This window comes from Microbacterium sp. NPDC091662 (genome assembly GCF_044756705.1).
Taxonomy (GTDB): domain Bacteria; phylum Actinomycetota; class Actinomycetes; order Actinomycetales; family Microbacteriaceae; genus Microbacterium.
The window spans coordinates 1,538,773-1,554,056 of record NZ_JBIVTM010000001.1 but is presented as its reverse complement, the minus strand read 5'-3'; the positions used below and the strand labels follow the sequence as shown (position 1 = coordinate 1,554,056).

General features: G+C 68.9%; 14 protein-coding genes. 12 read left to right on the top strand and 2 right to left on the bottom strand.

Annotation, left to right across the window (positions count from 1 at the left end; translation table 11 throughout):
• Positions 1-24: 24 nt before the first annotated feature.
• The 5 genes from ACIQLD_RS07435 to ACIQLD_RS07415 all read left to right on the top strand — a co-directional run bounded on the left by ACIQLD_RS07435 (position 25) and on the right by ACIQLD_RS07415 (position 5,133).
• Positions 25-1,128: an ABC transporter substrate-binding protein gene (locus ACIQLD_RS07435; protein ID WP_402606820.1), complete on the top strand. Its 1,104-nt coding sequence runs from the start codon at positions 25-27 to the stop codon at positions 1,126-1,128.
• Positions 1,128-1,925 (top strand): ABC transporter ATP-binding protein, encoded by a 798-nt coding sequence (locus ACIQLD_RS07430; RefSeq protein WP_402606818.1) that lies wholly within the window; start codon positions 1,128-1,130, stop codon positions 1,923-1,925. Before ACIQLD_RS07435 ends, ACIQLD_RS07430 begins: the two co-directional genes overlap by 1 nt.
• Positions 1,918-2,766, top strand: coding sequence for an ABC transporter permease (locus tag ACIQLD_RS07425; RefSeq protein ID WP_402606816.1), 849 nt, complete (start codon positions 1,918-1,920; stop codon positions 2,764-2,766). Before ACIQLD_RS07430 ends, ACIQLD_RS07425 begins: the two co-directional genes overlap by 8 nt.
• 110 nt (positions 2,767-2,876) lie before the next feature.
• A complete protein-coding gene (locus ACIQLD_RS07420; protein WP_402606813.1) occupies positions 2,877-4,256 on the top strand; it encodes an NtaA/DmoA family FMN-dependent monooxygenase in 1,380 nt (459 codons plus the stop codon).
• Positions 4,249-5,133: a ribokinase gene (locus ACIQLD_RS07415; RefSeq protein WP_402606811.1), complete on the top strand. Its 885-nt coding sequence runs from the start codon at positions 4,249-4,251 to the stop codon at positions 5,131-5,133. Before ACIQLD_RS07420 ends, ACIQLD_RS07415 begins: the two co-directional genes overlap by 8 nt.
• A gap of 2 nt (positions 5,134-5,135) precedes the next feature.
• Here ACIQLD_RS07415 and ACIQLD_RS07410 read toward each other — a convergent pair whose 3' ends face one another.
• Positions 5,136-5,741 (bottom strand): PadR family transcriptional regulator, encoded by a 606-nt coding sequence (locus ACIQLD_RS07410; RefSeq protein WP_402606808.1) that lies wholly within the window; start codon positions 5,739-5,741, stop codon positions 5,136-5,138.
• A gap of 102 nt (positions 5,742-5,843) precedes the next feature.
• Between ACIQLD_RS07410 and ACIQLD_RS07405 the strand changes: the two genes are divergently transcribed.
• Positions 5,844-6,353, top strand: coding sequence for a flavin reductase family protein (locus ACIQLD_RS07405; protein ID WP_402606806.1), 510 nt, complete (start codon positions 5,844-5,846; stop codon positions 6,351-6,353).
• On the top strand, positions 6,350-6,757 hold the full coding sequence (locus ACIQLD_RS07400) for a riboflavin kinase (protein ID WP_402606803.1): 408 nt from the start codon (positions 6,350-6,352) through the stop codon (positions 6,755-6,757). The genes ACIQLD_RS07405 and ACIQLD_RS07400 overlap by 4 nt, the downstream gene beginning before the upstream one ends.
• Before the next feature lie 132 nt (positions 6,758-6,889).
• On the opposite strand, the gene ACIQLD_RS07395 is transcribed toward ACIQLD_RS07400, so the two are convergent.
• A complete protein-coding gene (locus ACIQLD_RS07395) occupies positions 6,890-8,398 on the bottom strand; it encodes a PucR family transcriptional regulator (protein WP_402606801.1) in 1,509 nt (502 codons plus the stop codon).
• 98 nt (positions 8,399-8,496) lie between these two features.
• Here ACIQLD_RS07395 and gabT point away from each other — a divergent pair, with 98 nt between their 5' ends.
• The 5 genes from gabT (at position 8,497) to ACIQLD_RS07370 (ending at position 15,271) form a co-directional block, all read left to right on the top strand.
• Positions 8,497-9,861 carry a 4-aminobutyrate--2-oxoglutarate transaminase gene (gene gabT / locus ACIQLD_RS07390; RefSeq protein ID WP_402606799.1) on the top strand — a complete coding sequence of 455 codons (1,365 nt, stop codon included), beginning with the start codon at positions 8,497-8,499 and terminating at the stop codon, positions 9,859-9,861.
• 107 nt (positions 9,862-9,968) lie between these two features.
• Entirely contained in the window at positions 9,969-11,351 is a 1,383-nt protein-coding gene (locus tag ACIQLD_RS07385; protein ID WP_402606796.1) for a flavin monoamine oxidase family protein, read from the top strand.
• Positions 11,351-12,235, top strand: coding sequence for a universal stress protein (locus ACIQLD_RS07380; protein WP_402606794.1), 885 nt, complete (start codon positions 11,351-11,353; stop codon positions 12,233-12,235). Before ACIQLD_RS07385 ends, ACIQLD_RS07380 begins: the two co-directional genes overlap by 1 nt.
• On the top strand, positions 12,235-13,782 hold the full coding sequence (locus ACIQLD_RS07375; protein ID WP_402606791.1) for an APC family permease: 1,548 nt from the start codon (positions 12,235-12,237) through the stop codon (positions 13,780-13,782). The genes ACIQLD_RS07380 and ACIQLD_RS07375 overlap by 1 nt, the downstream gene beginning before the upstream one ends.
• A gap of 22 nt (positions 13,783-13,804) precedes the next feature.
• Positions 13,805-15,271, top strand: coding sequence for an NAD-dependent succinate-semialdehyde dehydrogenase (locus ACIQLD_RS07370; RefSeq protein ID WP_402606788.1), 1,467 nt, complete (start codon positions 13,805-13,807; stop codon positions 15,269-15,271).
• Positions 15,272-15,284: the final 13 nt, after the last annotated feature.

Below are 15,284 nucleotides of genomic sequence, written 5' to 3'. Positions count from 1 at the left end.
ACGAACGGCCGAGAAGGGACCCTCATGGCTACTTCCTCTGCGGAAACCCGATTCCGCATCACTGCCACCCTGACGTGCGTTCTCGCCGCCACGCTGACGCTCGGAGCATGCTCCGCGCAGACGCCAGGCGGCGATACCGCCCCCACGAGTGCGAGCGACACCGACGCCTGCAAGCGGAATCAGGATGCCGGCACCATCACCTACATCTCCGGCTACGGCTACTCCGCCAGCGCCGGTCAGCTCGACGTGTTCCTCGCCGAGGAGCTGGGCTACTTCGACGATCTCTGCCTCGATGTGGAGATCAACGCCTCCGGTGCGAACGGGCAGCAGCTCGTCGCATCCGGTCAGGCGCAGTTCACCGCGCTCGGCTCCGCATCCGACGTGATGCTGGCGGCCGCGAACAGCAAGAACCTCACGGCAGTCGCCACCTACGGCACCACCCCGCCGTTCTCGATCTTCGGCAACGAGAAGCTCGAGAGTCTGAAGGACCTGGAGGGCGGATCGCTCGGGTACTTCATCAACCTGACACCGATCGCGTCGGCCATGCTCGACGAGGCCGGTGTCGACGTCTCGAAGGTCGAGATGGTCAAGATGACCAACTACGACCCCACCGTCGTGGTGCGCGAGCAGGTCGATGCGATCGTCGGCTACGCCTCCAACCAGCCGCAGTCGCTCAAGGCGCAAGGCCTGCCGTTCAGTGAATTCCTCCCCGCCGACCTCGGCGTCGAGGGCACGTACAACGTGATGGAGGTCAACTCCCGTTTCCTCGACGAGCATCGTGAGGTCGCAGCCGACTTCATGCGCGCGAGCCTCAAGGCGCTGCAGTACTGCCTCGACGAATCGGATGCCTGCATCGACAAGCTCGCGAAGCTGGCGGAAGACAACAACCAGGGCGCCGCGTTTCCTCGCGACCAGCTCGCCCGCACCTGGGAGGTCGAGTCCGCGTGGGTGCGTGAGAGCGCCGGCGGCAACCCCGGGGTGCAGAACGAGTCCATGTGGGAGCCCGAGTACGCCCTCGTGAAGAAGTACGGCGACGTCAAGGACCTGCCAGCGATCGCCGACATGATGGACGCCGACCTGGTCGCCGACCTGTACGACGGCGACACCCTGATCTGGACTGCGAAGTGATGTCGGTCGCACAGGGAGCAGGCGTCGAGGTCAGGAACGTCTCGAAGTCCTTCGGTGTCGACGGTGCGAAGGTCACCGTGCTCGACGACGTGAGTCTCACGATCGGCATGGGTGAGTTCGTGTCGGTCATCGGCCCGAGCGGCTGCGGCAAGTCCACGCTGCTCAAAGTGGTGGCCGGGCTGCTTGACGCCGATTCCGGAAGCGTCACGATCGACGGTGAGAGCGTCACCGCGGCGTCGCGCGACAAGAAGATCGGTCTCGTGCCGCAGTCGCCCGCACTGCTGCCGTGGAAGACCGTGCGCGAGAACGTCGAGCTGCCGGTGCGCATCAACGCCAAGGCGAATTCCGGGCGAGCACTGCGCGACCCGGAGGAGCTGTTGTCGACGTTCGGGCTCGGACAGGCGATGAAGAAGTACCCCGGTCAGCTCTCGGGCGGCATGCAGCAGCGTGCCGCGATCGCCAGGGCCTTCGTGTTCGACCCGGCCATCATGCTGATGGACGAGCCGTTCTCGGCACTCGACGAGATGAACCGCGACCTGCAGCGGATCGCCCTGCTGGAGTTCTGGCAGTCCAACCGCAAGGCCGTCATGTTCGTCACGCACTCGGTGCCGGAGGCGATCATGCTCTCCGACCGCATCGTCGTGATGGCCGCGCACCCGGGGCGCATCGCCCAGGTGATCGACGTGAACCTGCCGCGGCCGCGTGACGAGCAGTCGTATGCCACGGAGGAGTTCCGCGAGATGGAAGCAGTCGTGCGCGATGCGTTGCGCGCGCAGACGGAGAAGGCCCATGTCTGAGCTGACGATGAGAGACACCACCGCGACCCTCGCGACCGCCCGCCTGAAGGCCCAGCCGCATCGGGGCATCCCCGCCTGGCTGCGCTGGGGATCGTGGGGACCCACCCTGATCACGTTCGTGATCGCCGCGCTGCTCTGGCAGGTCGTGGCCTGGACCAACCCGTACGTGCTCCCGACGCTGGAGGCGATCGGCGGCAGCCTCGTCGACGACGCCGGCATGTACTGGTCGAACTTCCTCGTCACGTTGCTCGAGGTGGTGGTCGGCGCCTCTGCCGGCATCCTCGCCGGCTTCCTGCTGGCGGTGATCATGGCCGAGTTCCAGATCATCGAGCGCGCCGTCATGCCGCTGGTGATCATCGTGATGGTGACCCCGATCGTGGCGATCGCCCCGGCACTCGTCGTGGCGTTCGGCTTCGGCATGGTGCCGAAGTTCATCGTCACGGGGCTCGTGGTCTTCTTCCCGATGCTCGTGAACTCGCTGGCTGGTCTGCGCGACGTCGATCAGAAGGCGCTCGACGTCTTCAAGACGCTGCACGCCTCGCGCTGGGAGATCTTCCGCGAGCTGCGCTTCCCCGGCAGCATGCCCTACGTGTTCGCCGGGCTCCGCATCGCCCTGCCGCTCGCGGTGGTCGGAGCCGCGGTCGCCGAGTTCGTCGCGGCGGGGCAGCAGGCCGGTCTCGGCTCGCTCGTCACGACCTCGGCCGCCCAGGCGAACCTCCCCGTCACCTGGGCCAGCATCGCCCTGCTGTGCCTGCTCGGTGTGCTCCTGATCATCGTCCTCGCCCTGGTGCGCAAGCGCGTGCTCTGGTGGAGCGACGGCGAGGTCACGGCCAAGGGCTGACGAGGCATCCGCATCCCGGGACGGGGTCCCCCACCCGTCCCGGGGTTCCTCCGGCGTGCCCGGAATCACCCCACAACACCCAGAACCACCCACAAGGAAGGCACCCGCACATGACCGATCAGAACTCCGTCAAGCCGCTGCGTCTCGGCCTCTTCGAGAACGCGCAGGCGAACGACTCCGGCACCGCGACCTGGCGGCACCCCGACAACGGGCGCTACCTGTTCGACAAGCTCGCGTACTGGCGCGACACTGCGCGCATGGTCGAAGATGCCGGGTTCGACTTCCTGTTCCTCGCGGATGCCTGGGGCTGGGCCGACGTGGCGGGCGAGCGTCCGGACATCTGCTCGATCGAGGGCCTTGACCTCCCGCGTCTGGATCCGGCGATCATCCTCGCCGCCCTCATCCCCGAGACCACGCGTCTGGGGCTCGTCGCCACCGGCTCGACCCTGCTCGAACCGCCCTATTCCTTCGCACGGCGCCTGGCGACGCTCGACATCCTCTCCGGCGGTCGCATCGGCTGGAACGTCGTCACCACCGGTACCGCCGACACGGCGGTGCAGGGCTTCGGCGTGCCGATGGTCGGTCACGACGAGCGCTACCTCATGGCCGACGACTTCATGCAGGTCGTCTACAAGCTGTGGGAGCAGGCGTGGGAGGAGGGCGCACTGGAGCGCGACAAGTCCGGCCGCTTCGCCGACCCGTCGAAGGTGCACCGCATCGCGCACGACGGCCCGTACTTCCGCTCGCACGGCTACGGCAACACACAGCGCTCGCCGCAGGGCACCCCGGTGCTGTTCCAAGCCGGAGCTTCCCCCGCGGGCCGGGAGTTCGGGGGCAAGCACGGCGAGGCGATCTTCGTCGGCAGCGGCTCGGTCGACCAGCTCCGCGCGCACTCCTCGGCGATCCGCGACGAGGCGGTCAAGAACGGCCGTGGGGCCGACGAGGTGAAGATCATGTCGGCATTCGCCGCGATCGTCGGCAGCACCGAGGAAGAGGCGCGGCGCAAGTACGCCGAGGTCGCCGACGCGCAGAACCCCGACGTCACCGTCGCCTCCTACGCCTGGTTCACCGGCCTCGACCTCTCGGCCTATGCGCCGAACACGCCGATGTCGGAGCTGAGCACCGAGCTGTCGCAGACCCAGGTCGCCCGCTTCGCCGACAAGACGGTCGGCGACGTTCTCGGAGACTGGCACGCGCACGGCGTCGGCGCCCGCCCGATCGTCGGCACCCCCGAGCAGGTGGCAGACCGGATGATCGAGCTCGCCGACGGCGCCGACCTCGACGGATTCCTGTTCGCCCCCGTCATCCCGCCGGCCTCGACCGTCGACTTCATCGAGCACGTGCTGCCGATCCTCAAGGAGCGCGGCGCGATCGTCGAGCCGTCGGCCGAGCCGCAGTCGCTGCGCGAGCGCCTGATCGGCACGCCGACGCCGGCGCTCGCCGACTCGCACACAGGCTCGCAGTACCGGCGGACGATGTCGCGTGTCTGACACCCTCACCGGTGTCGCCGTCGTGGGGAGCGCGAACCTCGACCTCGTGGTCGAGGTCTCGCGCCCTCCACGTGTCGGCGAGACCCTGCTCGGTCGAGCCGGCGGACGCTTCTCTGGGGGCAAGGGGCTGAATCAGGCCGTCGCCTCCGCGCGCAGCGGGGCTCCGACCCGGTTCTGCGCGGTGGTCGGAGTGGACGAGGCCGCCGACGTGCTGCAGCAGACGCTGATGGATGCCGGCGTCGTGACCGCCCTGCGCCGGAGTGCTTCTGCTCCGACCGGCGTGGCGCACGTGCTGGCCCTCGACGACGGCGACAACAGCATCATCGTCGCGGCAGGTGCGAACGCCGAGCTCGCTCCGGATGACGCCGTCGCCGGGATCGCGGGAGCAGCGGTCGTGCTCGCGCAGTTGGAGGTTCCGCTCGCGAGCGTGGCAGCGGCGCTGCGGGCGGGCCGGACGGCCGGGGCCCTGACGATCCTCAATGCCGCTCCCGCACATGCCGCGGCGGTCGAGATGCTCGGCGACGCCGACGTGCTGGTCGTGAATGAGACGGAGTGCACCGAGCTCGGCGGCATCGATCGGCTGCACGCCGCCGGTGCTCCGGTCGTGGTTCTCACCAGGGGTGCCGGGGGAGTGACGCTGCACCGCACGGGGAGCGATCCTCTGCAGGTCGACGCCTTCCCGATCGATCCGGTGGACACGACCGGCGCCGGTGACGCGTTCTGCGGCGCGCTGGCCGCCGCGCTCGCACAGGGGGCGGCCATCGAAGCGGCGCTGATCCGTGCCTGCGCGGCCGGCGCCGTCGTCGCTCAGCATCGCGGTGCGACGACGCCGGCGCTCTCGCCCACGTCGATCGCTGCTCTCGTCGGCTCTCGCTGACGTCAGGTCGAGGGTGCCGCGTCGACCGATGGCGCACCCTCGACCGTCTCGCCGGCGAACGTGTACTCGCCGCCGCGCAACCGCTCCAGCAGATCGAGCAGCCACTGCTTCTCGGCCGTGAGCCGGGCGGTGGAGAGGTCGAAGATCTCCCGCACGTACTTGGGTGTCGTCTCGGAGCGCAGCGTGTCCTGCACGTCGAAGCCGTTCTGTGTGATGATCGCGTCGCTCTTGATGAGGCGGTGCTCGAGGCCGGCGATCACCTCCTGCCGGCTCAGCACGAACATGAACGAGGCCACGGTCATGATGGCCTGGGTGTCGAAAGCAGCGACGTTCCAGAGGTTCTCGCGCAGCATGCGCTGCAGCTCGACCTCGCCGGCCGGAGTGATGCGGTAGGTGGTCCGCGCCGGGCGCTTCCCCTCGGCCTCGGTGCCGCTCTCGGCGATGTACCCGTCGACTTCGAGGGCGCGCAAAGCGTTGTAGATCGATCCGGGCTGGATGTGCGCCCACTCGTCGACGTGCCACGTCATGAGCTCGCGACGGAGGAAGTACCCGTGCACGGGCTGGAACTGCTTCACGGCGCCGAGGACGACGAGGCGGGTGGTCGACATGCCCTCATGCTAACGGCTGGCATTGCGATTTCTTGTTGTTTGCATGATCAAACTTGCCTATTATCGAGACTAGTCAAAGTTGACTAATGAAAGGAAGCCGAAATGACGACTGCCGTGACCGATGCCCTACCCCGCGACCTCGCCCTCCGCCGGGCCTTCTCGGTTTACCCGACCGGCGTCGTGGCCCTCGCTGCGCACGTCGACGATCGCGCCGTCGGAATGGCGGTCAACTCCTTCACCTCGATCTCGCTCGAACCTGCGCTGGTCGCGATCAGTGCGGCTCGCACGTCGAAGACCTGGCCGGTGCTGCGCACGGTGCCCGAGCTCGGGATGAGCGTGCTGGCCGCGCACCACGAGCCGCTCAGCCGCTCGCTCTCGGCGCGGGAAGGCGACCGGTTCGGCGGCCACGACTGGCAGCGCACCGAAGGAGGGGCCGTGCTGATCGCGGACGCGGCGCTGTGGCTCACGTGTCGCCTGCACAGCACGTTCGACGGCGGCGACCACGAGATCGCGCTGTACGAGATCGCCGACATCACTCTGTTCGACGACGTCGAGCCGCTGGTGTTCCATCAGAGCCGCTATCGCTCGATCGCGTCGCCCGAGAGCGCGTGAACGCCTCGCCGCTCGGGACGATCGCCGGAGTGGTCGTCCCGGGTGACGGTCGGGGGCGTGAGCTCGGCTTCCCGACGGCGAACCTGGCGCTCGACCACGGAGACCTGCCCGAAGACGGGATCTACGCGGCGTGGGTGCGGATCGACGACGACCCGCTGTCATGGGCCTCGAGTGTCAGCGTCGGAGCGAACCCGACTTTCGACGGCGATCGGGCGCGGCGGGTCGAGGTGCACCTGCACGATGCGGACATCGACCTGTACGGCCGTCGCCTGGCCGTGACCCTCGTCGCGCGCCTTCGCCCGACGCTGCGGTTCGACGGCGTCGACGCGCTGATCGCCCAGACCGCCGACGACGTCACCCGGTGCCGGGTGCTGCTGGCCGCAGGGGCGCAGGTCCGCCCCTGACCCGTCGTTCCGGTCGCAGTTCCTGCCGCTCAGACGTCACGCGTGCGGCACGAAGTGCGACCGAAGCGTTCCGCCGCGTGGGGTGCGAGCAGGAAGCACGTGGATGGTCGGGAGGGCGCAGCCGCCCCGGACTCAGTCGCGGGCGGTCTGCAGGATCGTCCAGAGCTCGGCGCGCGCGGGGAAGGTCGACAGGTCGGTGTCGAGCAGCGCGCCCGCGTGGGCGATGCGGGAGCGCAGGGTGTGCCGATGCACCCCGAGCGCGACGGCAGCGGATTCCGCCTTCGCGTCGTGCTCCAGCCAGGTGCGGAGCGAGCGTTCGAGCTCGGTACCGGTGCGGGCGTCGTGCTCGCGCACCGGTGCGAGGCGCGACTCGGCGACCAGGCGCGCCTCGTCGGTCGCGAGGGCTGTGAGGATGCTCGACCCCACGGTGTCGGCGTAGCGGGCGACCCCGTGGGTGCCCTGCTGACGCAGTGCCGTGAGCGCCTGCGCATGTGCGCGGGCGAACGAGTCGTAGCCTTCGGAATCGGAGACGCCGATGCGGACACCGAAGCGGGCGGCGACCTCGTCGAGCAGGGCCTCGTCTCCGGCGGAGACGCACATCGTCACCCCGTCCTCGGACTCGGCGAGGAAGATCGAGGTGCCGTGCTCGACGCGATGCCGCTCCCACCAGTCGGCGAGTGGGCCGGCCGGTGCGTCCGCCGCGACGGCCACGAGCACCGGAGCGGGGGGCAGGCTGCCCAGCACCCTCCTGGCGAGCGTGGGGTCGTCGGTGAGGAGCGATCCGAGCAGCTGGGCGTGCAGGCGTCGACGGCTGCGGGCGAGCTGCTCGCTCTGCTCCATCGCGAGTCCTGCCATGGCGATCACCGAGGTGACGACCGACCGGGCTTCGGGATCGAGCGTGTCGACGGCCAGGGCGATCACGCCTCGGAGATGCCCGCCGCGGCCGACCGTGAACAGCATGAACGAGTGGTCCTCGATGCTGAGCGACTGACCCGCCTCGAGTCCGCGGGTCAGGATCTCCACGACGCGATCCCCGAGCTCGTCGAGAAGGCGTGGGCCGACGGCGTCGCGCGGGTGGGAGAGGGTGAGTGCTCCGGCGGCGTCGAACATGCCCGCCCAGACACCGAGCCGGCGACCGAGTTCGGCGATCGTCGCATCGAGGCCGTGCGGACGGAGGGCGGCGAGGGCGAGGGCGCGTTGCGTGTCGAGCGCCCAGGACCGTCGGGCATACGCCTGGGCTGCGATCGCCTCGGAGTGCGCGCGGGCGACGGCGATGAACGGGGTGCGGTACGGGACGGCGAACAGGGGCATCCCGTGCGTGGCGCAGGCGTCGACGAGCTCTTCGGGGATGCCGGATCGGTGCACCTCGGTGCCGAATCCCAGGCCGATCACCCCGCGGTCAGCGAGCCGTCCGACGTAGGTGTCGATGCTGACGGCTTCGTCGAACTGGGTTCCGGTGGTCAGCAGCGCCAGGTCTTCGGACAGGAACGGGGTGGGGTCGGCGAGATCGGAGCTGTGCACCCAGCGCAGCGGGCGGTCGAGTGCCCCATCGGGGATGTCGCCTTCGCGTGGGATCAGGGAGAGCCCGAGATCGCGACGCTGCAACAGGGCGCGCAGGGTCGGCTGGGCGGTGACGGCCACGGCGACCTCCGAATCTTGTACACGCGGGTGAATTGCTTCTCCAGATTGTACAGATCGGTGAGTGCAGCCGCCTCGACAGCCGCCGTACGCTCGCGAACATGGCACTCCTCGACACCGCAGCCCCCGCAGTCCCTCTCGGTGGACCCGACCTCCCGCAGGAGCGTCGTCTGGTCACGGACCTTCCCGGCCCCCGTTCGGCCGAGATCCTCGCGCGCAAGGCGGATGCCGTGGCTGCGGGTGTCGGACACACCGTTCCGATCGCGGCCGTCGCTGCGGGCGGCGGCGTCGTCGTGGACGCCGACGGGAACTCGCTCATCGACCTCGGCTCCGGCATCGCCGTGACCACCGTCGGCAACGCCCACCCCAAGGTCGCCGCGGCCGTCGCCGCTCAGGCCGCGCAGTTCACCCACACCTGTTTCATGATCTCGCCCTACGAGTCGTACGTCGGCGTCGCCGAGGCACTCAACCGCGTCACCCCCGGTGACTTCGCCAAGAAGAGCGCCCTGTTCAACTCGGGCGCAGAGGCGGTCGAGAACGCGATCAAGATCGCCCGCAAGCACACCGGTCGCCAGGCCGTCGTCGCCTTCGACCACGGCTACCACGGCCGCACCAACCTGACCATGGCGCTCACCGCCAAGTCGATGCCCTACAAGAGCGGCTTCGGCCCGTTCGCCCCCGAGGTCTACCGGGCACCGATGTCGTACCCGTTCCGCGATGGACTCGATGGTCGCGAGGCCGCAGCCCGCGTCATCCTCCAGCTCGAGAAGCAGATCGGTGCCGAAAACCTGGCTGCGGTCATCATCGAGCCCATCCAGGGCGAGGGCGGCTTCATCGTCCCGGCCGACGGGTTCCTGCCCGCGATCGTCGAGTGGTGCCGCGCGAACGGCGTCGTCTTCATCGCCGACGAGGTGCAGACCGGCTTCGCCCGCACCGGGCACATGTTCGCGAGCGAGATCTTCGGCATCGAGCCCGATCTGATCACCACGGCCAAGGGCATCGCTGGCGGCCTCCCGCTCGCCGCCGTCACCGGCCGCGCCGAGATCATGGACGCCTCGCACTCCGGCGGCCTCGGTGGCACGTACGGGGGCAACCCGATCGCCTGCGCCGCGGCTCTCGCCTCGATCGATGTGTTCGAGAACGATGGCGTGATCGAGCGGGCGCGCGAGATCGGGACGATCCTCATCGACCGCCTCACCTCGATCCAGCAGAACGATCCGCGTGTCGGCGACGTCCGCGGCCACGGGGCGATGATCGCCGCCGAGTTCGTCGACCCCGAGACCAAGGCGCCGAACGCCGCGCTCACCGCCGCCGTCGCCAAGGCGTGCATCGCGCAGGGCGTCATCGTCCTCACCTGCGGAACCTACGGCAACGTCATCCGCTTCCTCCCTCCGCTCTCCATCGGCGACGACCTGCTGAACGAGGGACTCGACATCGTGGCCGCCGCCCTGGCCGCCGCCGAATAACATGCAGGCCGCGCTCCCGTGCGGCCTGACCCCCTGTCCGGTCGCGACCCCAATCGGGGGATTTCGGGTCGCGACCGGCACTACTTCCCCCAACGAAGGAGTTGCAGATGTCTGAGATCACCCGCGACGTACTCATCATCGGTGCCGGAGCCGCAGGGCTCACCGCCGCGAACGACCTGCGCAAGGCGGGCCTGTCGGTCGCCGTGCTGGAGGCCCGCGACCGCGTCGGCGGCCGCCTGTGGACCGACGTCATCGACGGCGCCATGCTCGAGATCGGCGGTCAGTGGGTCTCGCCCGATCAGGACGCGCTCAAGGACGCCATCGAGGAGCTGGGCCTCGAGACCTACAGCCGCTACCGCGAAGGCGACAGCGTCTACGTCGGCCCCGACGGCAAGACGCACCGCTTCACGGGGGAGATGTTCCCCGTGTCGCCGGAGACCGAGGCTGTGATCGCCCGGATCACGGGGATCCTCGATGCCCTGGTCGCCGAGATCGACCCCGACCAGCCGTGGGCGCACCCGAACGCCGAAGAGTGGGACTCGATCACCTGGGACGCCTGGCTGCGCTCGCAGACCGACGACGACGAGGCCGTGCGCAACCTGGCCTTCGCCACGGGATCGGCCATGCTCACCAAGCCCACGCACTCGTTCTCGCTGCTGCAGTCGCTGCTGATGGCGGCGTCCGCAGGCTCCTACTCGAACCTCGTCGACGCCGACTTCATCCTCGACAAGCGTGTCGTCGGCGGTCTCCAGCAGGTGCCGCTGCGTCTCGCCGAGCGCCTGGGGGATGACGTGCTGCTGAACCAGCCTGTGCGCAGCCTCGAGTGGTCGGAGGCAGGCGTCGTCGCCACCACCGACGAGCTCACGGTCCGCGCCCGCCACGCGATCCTCGCGCACGCGCCGGTGCTCTACAGCCGCATCTCCTTCGACCCGCCGCTGCCGCGCCGTCAGCACCAGCTGCACCAGCACCTCTCGATGGGCTTCGTCATCAAGGTGCACGCGGTCTACGACCGTCCCTTCTGGCGCGAGCAGGGCCTCAGCGGCACCGCTTTCAGCCCGTACGAGCTCTCGCACGAGGCCTACGACAACACGAACCATGGCGATGAGCGCGGCACGCTGGTGGGTTTCGTCTCCGACGCCAACGCCGACGGCGTGTTCGAGCTCTCGGCCGAGGAGCGCAAGGAGCGCATCCTCGAGTCGCTGTCGCACTACTACGGCCCCGAGGCCAAGAACCCGGTCGTCTACTACGAGAGCGACTGGGGCAGCGAGGAGTGGACGCGCGGCGCCTACGCCGCGAGCTTCGACATGGGAGGCCTGCACCGCTACGGCGCCGACCTTCGCACGGCCGTCGGCCCGATCCATTTCGCGTGCAGCGACATGGCCGGAGCCGGGTACCAGCACGTCGACGGCGCGATCCGGATGGGGCACCTCGTCGCATCGAACATCGTCGACGCGAGCCGCGAATCCGGCGCTGTCGAGAGCAGCAGCTGATGACCGGCTCGGTCGTCGTGGGGTACACGGCGACGGATGCGGGAGCGGATGCCGCGGCACTCGGCGCGCGCATCGCCCGCAGCCTGGGGGCGACCCTGCACCTGGTGATCGTGCTGCCGAACGAGGGCACGCGCAGCGCTGCCGTGCCGCCGGAGCGCGCGTATGAGGAGCACATCCGCTCGCAGGCCAGGAAGTGGCTCGCCGATGCCGTCGTGCGGCTGCCGCAGCAACTGACCCGCAGCGGTCATGTCCGCTTCTCCGAATCGTTCGCCGAGGGGCTCATCGCCGCCGGTGAGGAGTTCGGGGCGCGCGTGATCGTGATCGGTGCCGCCGGCGGGGGCATCTTCGGACGCCACCGCCTCGGCAGCGTCGCGTCGGAGCTGCTGCACTCGTCGACCATCCCGGTCGCACTGGCTCCGGTGGGCACCGCGCAGCAGGACGACCACGTCATCCCGCGCGTGACCGTCGCCGTCGGGTCTCGGCCGGGCGCCGACGCGCTGCTCGACGAAGCGGTCGCCCTCGCCGGCGACAGCGGCGTCGACCTGCGCCTCGTGTCCCTCGTGCCGTTCGACGTGCCGCCGGGGCTCGACACCGGCGCGATCCGCACGGTCGGCGACGCCCACGGCCAGGAAGTCCTCGCGATGGCGACCGAGCTGCTCCCCGACGGGCGCACCGCCGCCGTCGAGAAGGCTCCGGGCGACACCGTCGAGGATGCGGTCGCGAATCTCTCCTGGCTTCCCGGCGAGGTCGTCCTGGTCGGCTCCAGCCGACTGGCGCAGCCCCGTCGCCTCTTCCTGGGCTCCACGGCGGCGAAGATGCTGCACGAGCTGCCCGTCCCCATGATCGTCGTCCCGCGCACCCGCAACGAAGCAGGAGAACGCTGATGAGCAGCACCAACCGGGCGACGGAGCCCGAATCCGGTGTCACGACCGGCATCTCCACCAAAGGCCTGAGCGCCGGAACGGTCGGCCTCATCGGCGCGGTCGTGATCGGCATCTCGTGCATCGCACCCGCCTACACGTTCACTGCGGCCGTGGGCCCTGTCGCCTCCACGGTCGGGTCCCAGATCCCGGCGATCATCCTCGTCGGCTTCATCCCGATGCTCCTGGTCGCGTTCGGGTACCGCGAGCTCAACAACCGCATGCCCGACTCCGGCACCTCGTTCACCTGGGCGGCCAGAGCGTTCGGTCCGTGGGTGGGCTGGATGGCGGGCTGGGGCCTGGTGGTCGCCACGATCCTGGTACTCTCCAACCTCGCCGGCATCGCGGTCGACTTCCTCTTCCTTTTGATCTCGCAGATCACCGGCAACCCCGACATCGCAGACCTCGCGAGCGTCACCTGGATCAACATCGGCGTGTGCCTGCTGTTCATGCTCGGGGCGACCTGGATCTCGTACCGTGACATGCAGACGACGCAGAAGCTGCAGTACTGGCTCGTCAGCTTCCAGATCCTCGTTCTGCTCTTCTTCGCCGGTGCGGCGATCGTGCAGGCCGTCAACGGCAACGGCTTCGACTACCAGCCGTTCGACCTGAACTGGTTCAACCCGTTCGCGATCTCGTCGTTCAGTGCCGTCGCCGCCGGCCTCTCGCTGTCGATCTTCATCTTCTGGGGGTGGGACGTCACCCTCACCATGAACGAGGAGACCAAGGACCCGGAGAAGACCCCTGGCCGCGCGGCCACCGTCACGGTGCTCATGATCGTCTCGCTCTACCTGCTGCTCGCAGTCGCGATGATCATGTTCGCCGGTGTCGGCACCGGCGCGCTGGGGCTCGGTAACGAGGACATCCAGGAGAACGTGTTCTTCCACCTCTCCGGTCCGATCCTCGGCCCGCTCGCCTTCCTCGTGTCGCTCGCGGTGCTGACCAGCTCGGCGTCGTCGCTGCAGTCCACCTTCGTGGGACCGGCGCGCACGTTGCTGGCGATGGGGCACTACGGCGCCCTGCCCAAGTCGTTCGCGAAGGTCAGCCCCCGCTTCTTCACCCCGGGGTACGCGACCATCGTCTCCGCCATCGTCGCATCGGCCTTCTACGCCGTGATGCGCATCGTGAGCGAGGACACGCTGTGGGACACGATCCTCACGCTCGGCATGATGATCTGCTTCTACTACGGGATCACCGCCTTCGCGTGCGTCTGGTACTTCCGCAAGCAGTGGTTCGACTCGACGAGGAACTTCTTCTTCACGTTCCTGTTCCCACTCGTCGGCGGCGCGATCCTCGCGGTGCTGTTCTTCACCACGCTGATCGACTCGATGGACCCGGCCTATGGTTCGGGATCCCAGATCGGCGGCGTCGGCATCGTCTTCATCCTCGGCATGCTGATCATCGTCGTCGGCATCGTCGTCATGATCTGGAATGCGGTCCGACGCCCCGCTTTCTTCCGCGGACAGACGCTGGGCATCGACGCACCGCCCAGCCGACGCACGCGCTCCTAGCCCTCCTCACAGAAAGAGAATCATGAGCACTCAGACCGAACAGGCGCTCCTGGAGAGCATCCCCACCGGCCTCTTCATCGGCGGTCAGTGGATCGACGGCGAGACCGGCGGCACCTTCGACGTGCAGGACCCCGCGACCGGTGCCGTGATCCGCACCATTGCCGACGCGACGCCTGCAGACGGCATCCGCGCCCTCGACGCCGCTGTCGCCGCGCAGGACGGCTGGGCAGCGACGGCTCCGCGCGTGCGCAGCGAGATCCTCCGCCGCGCGTTCGATCTCGTGCAGGAGCACAAGGAGGACCTGGCGCTGCTCATGACGCTCGAGATGGGCAAGCCGCTCGCGGAAGCACGGGGCGAGGTCGTCTACGGCGGCGAGTTCTTGCGCTGGTTCAGCGAAGAGGCCGTGCGCATCAGCGGTCGTTACGGCATCAACCCCGAGGGAACCGGCCACATGGTCGTGTCGCAGCGCCCGGTCGGACCGTCGTTCTTCGTGACGCCGTGGAACTTCCCCTTCGCGATGGCGACGCGCAAGATCGCTCCCGCCCTCGCCGCCGGTTGCACCGTCGTGATCAAGCCCCCGGCACTCACGCCGCTGACGACGATCTACTTCACGAAGCTGCTCGAAGAGGCCGGTCTCCCCGCCGGTGTCGTCAACGTCGTGCAGACGTCGAAGTCCAGCGCGCTGTCGGCGCCCATCATCGCCGACCCGCGTCTGCGCAAGCTCTCCTTCACCGGTTCGACCGAGGTCGGCCGCAAGCTCATCGCCCAGGCGGCGGAGGGCGTGCTGCGCGTGTCGATGGAACTCGGCGGCAACGCCCCGTTCGTGGTGTTCGACGACGCCGACCTCGACAAGGCCGTGGACGGTGCGCTGGCCGCGAAGTTCCGCAACATCGGGCAGGCCTGCACGGCGGCGAACCGCTTCATCGTGCACAAGGACGTCGCGGGCGAGTTCGCCAAGCGCGTGACCGAGCGCGTCAACGACATGAAGATCGGCCGCGGCACCGAAGACGGCGTGGCGATCGGACCGCTCATCGATGCGGACGCCGTCGCCAAGGCCGGCGAGCTCGTCGACGATGCGGTCGGTCGCGGTGCGACGCTGCTCGCCGGTGGCAAGGCCGTCGAGGGCACGGGCACGTTCTACGAGCCCACGGTGCTGACCGACGTCGTCGCCGGAAGCGCGATCCTCCGCGAGGAGATCTTCGGGCCGGTGCTCGCGATCGCGACCTTCGAGACCGAGGAAGAGGCCGTGCGCCTCGCGAACGACACCGAGTACGGCCTGGTGTCGTACGTCTTCACCGAGAACCTGCAGCGGGGCCAGCGGATGATCGACGGGCTCGAGACGGGCATGATGGGTCTCAACGTGGGCGTGGTCTCGAACGCGGCCGCACCCTTCGGCGGCGTCAAGCAGTCCGGCGTCGGCCGCGAGGGCGGCTTCGAGGGCATCCACGAGTACCTGTCCACCAAGTACACGCTGATCCCGGTCTCCTGATCACCGATGCGGG

Coding starts and splice junctions, on each gene's coding strand:
- ACIQLD_RS07435 (WP_402606820.1), top strand. CDS start 25: ATGGCTACTTCCTCTGCGGAAACCCGATTCCGCATCACTGCCACCCTG.
- ACIQLD_RS07430 (WP_402606818.1), top strand. CDS start 1,128: ATGTCGGTCGCACAGGGAGCAGGCGTCGAGGTCAGGAACGTCTCGAAG.
- ACIQLD_RS07425 (WP_402606816.1), top strand. CDS start 1,918: ATGTCTGAGCTGACGATGAGAGACACCACCGCGACCCTCGCGACCGCC.
- ACIQLD_RS07420 (WP_402606813.1), top strand. CDS start 2,877: ATGACCGATCAGAACTCCGTCAAGCCGCTGCGTCTCGGCCTCTTCGAG.
- ACIQLD_RS07410 (WP_402606808.1), bottom strand. CDS start 5,741: ATGTCGACCACCCGCCTCGTCGTCCTCGGCGCCGTGAAGCAGTTCCAG.
- ACIQLD_RS07405 (WP_402606806.1), top strand. CDS start 5,844: ATGACGACTGCCGTGACCGATGCCCTACCCCGCGACCTCGCCCTCCGC.
- gabT (WP_402606799.1), top strand. CDS start 8,497: ATGGCACTCCTCGACACCGCAGCCCCCGCAGTCCCTCTCGGTGGACCC.
- ACIQLD_RS07385 (WP_402606796.1), top strand. CDS start 9,969: ATGTCTGAGATCACCCGCGACGTACTCATCATCGGTGCCGGAGCCGCA.
- ACIQLD_RS07380 (WP_402606794.1), top strand. CDS start 11,351: ATGACCGGCTCGGTCGTCGTGGGGTACACGGCGACGGATGCGGGAGCG.
- ACIQLD_RS07375 (WP_402606791.1), top strand. CDS start 12,235: ATGAGCAGCACCAACCGGGCGACGGAGCCCGAATCCGGTGTCACGACC.
- ACIQLD_RS07370 (WP_402606788.1), top strand. CDS start 13,805: ATGAGCACTCAGACCGAACAGGCGCTCCTGGAGAGCATCCCCACCGGC.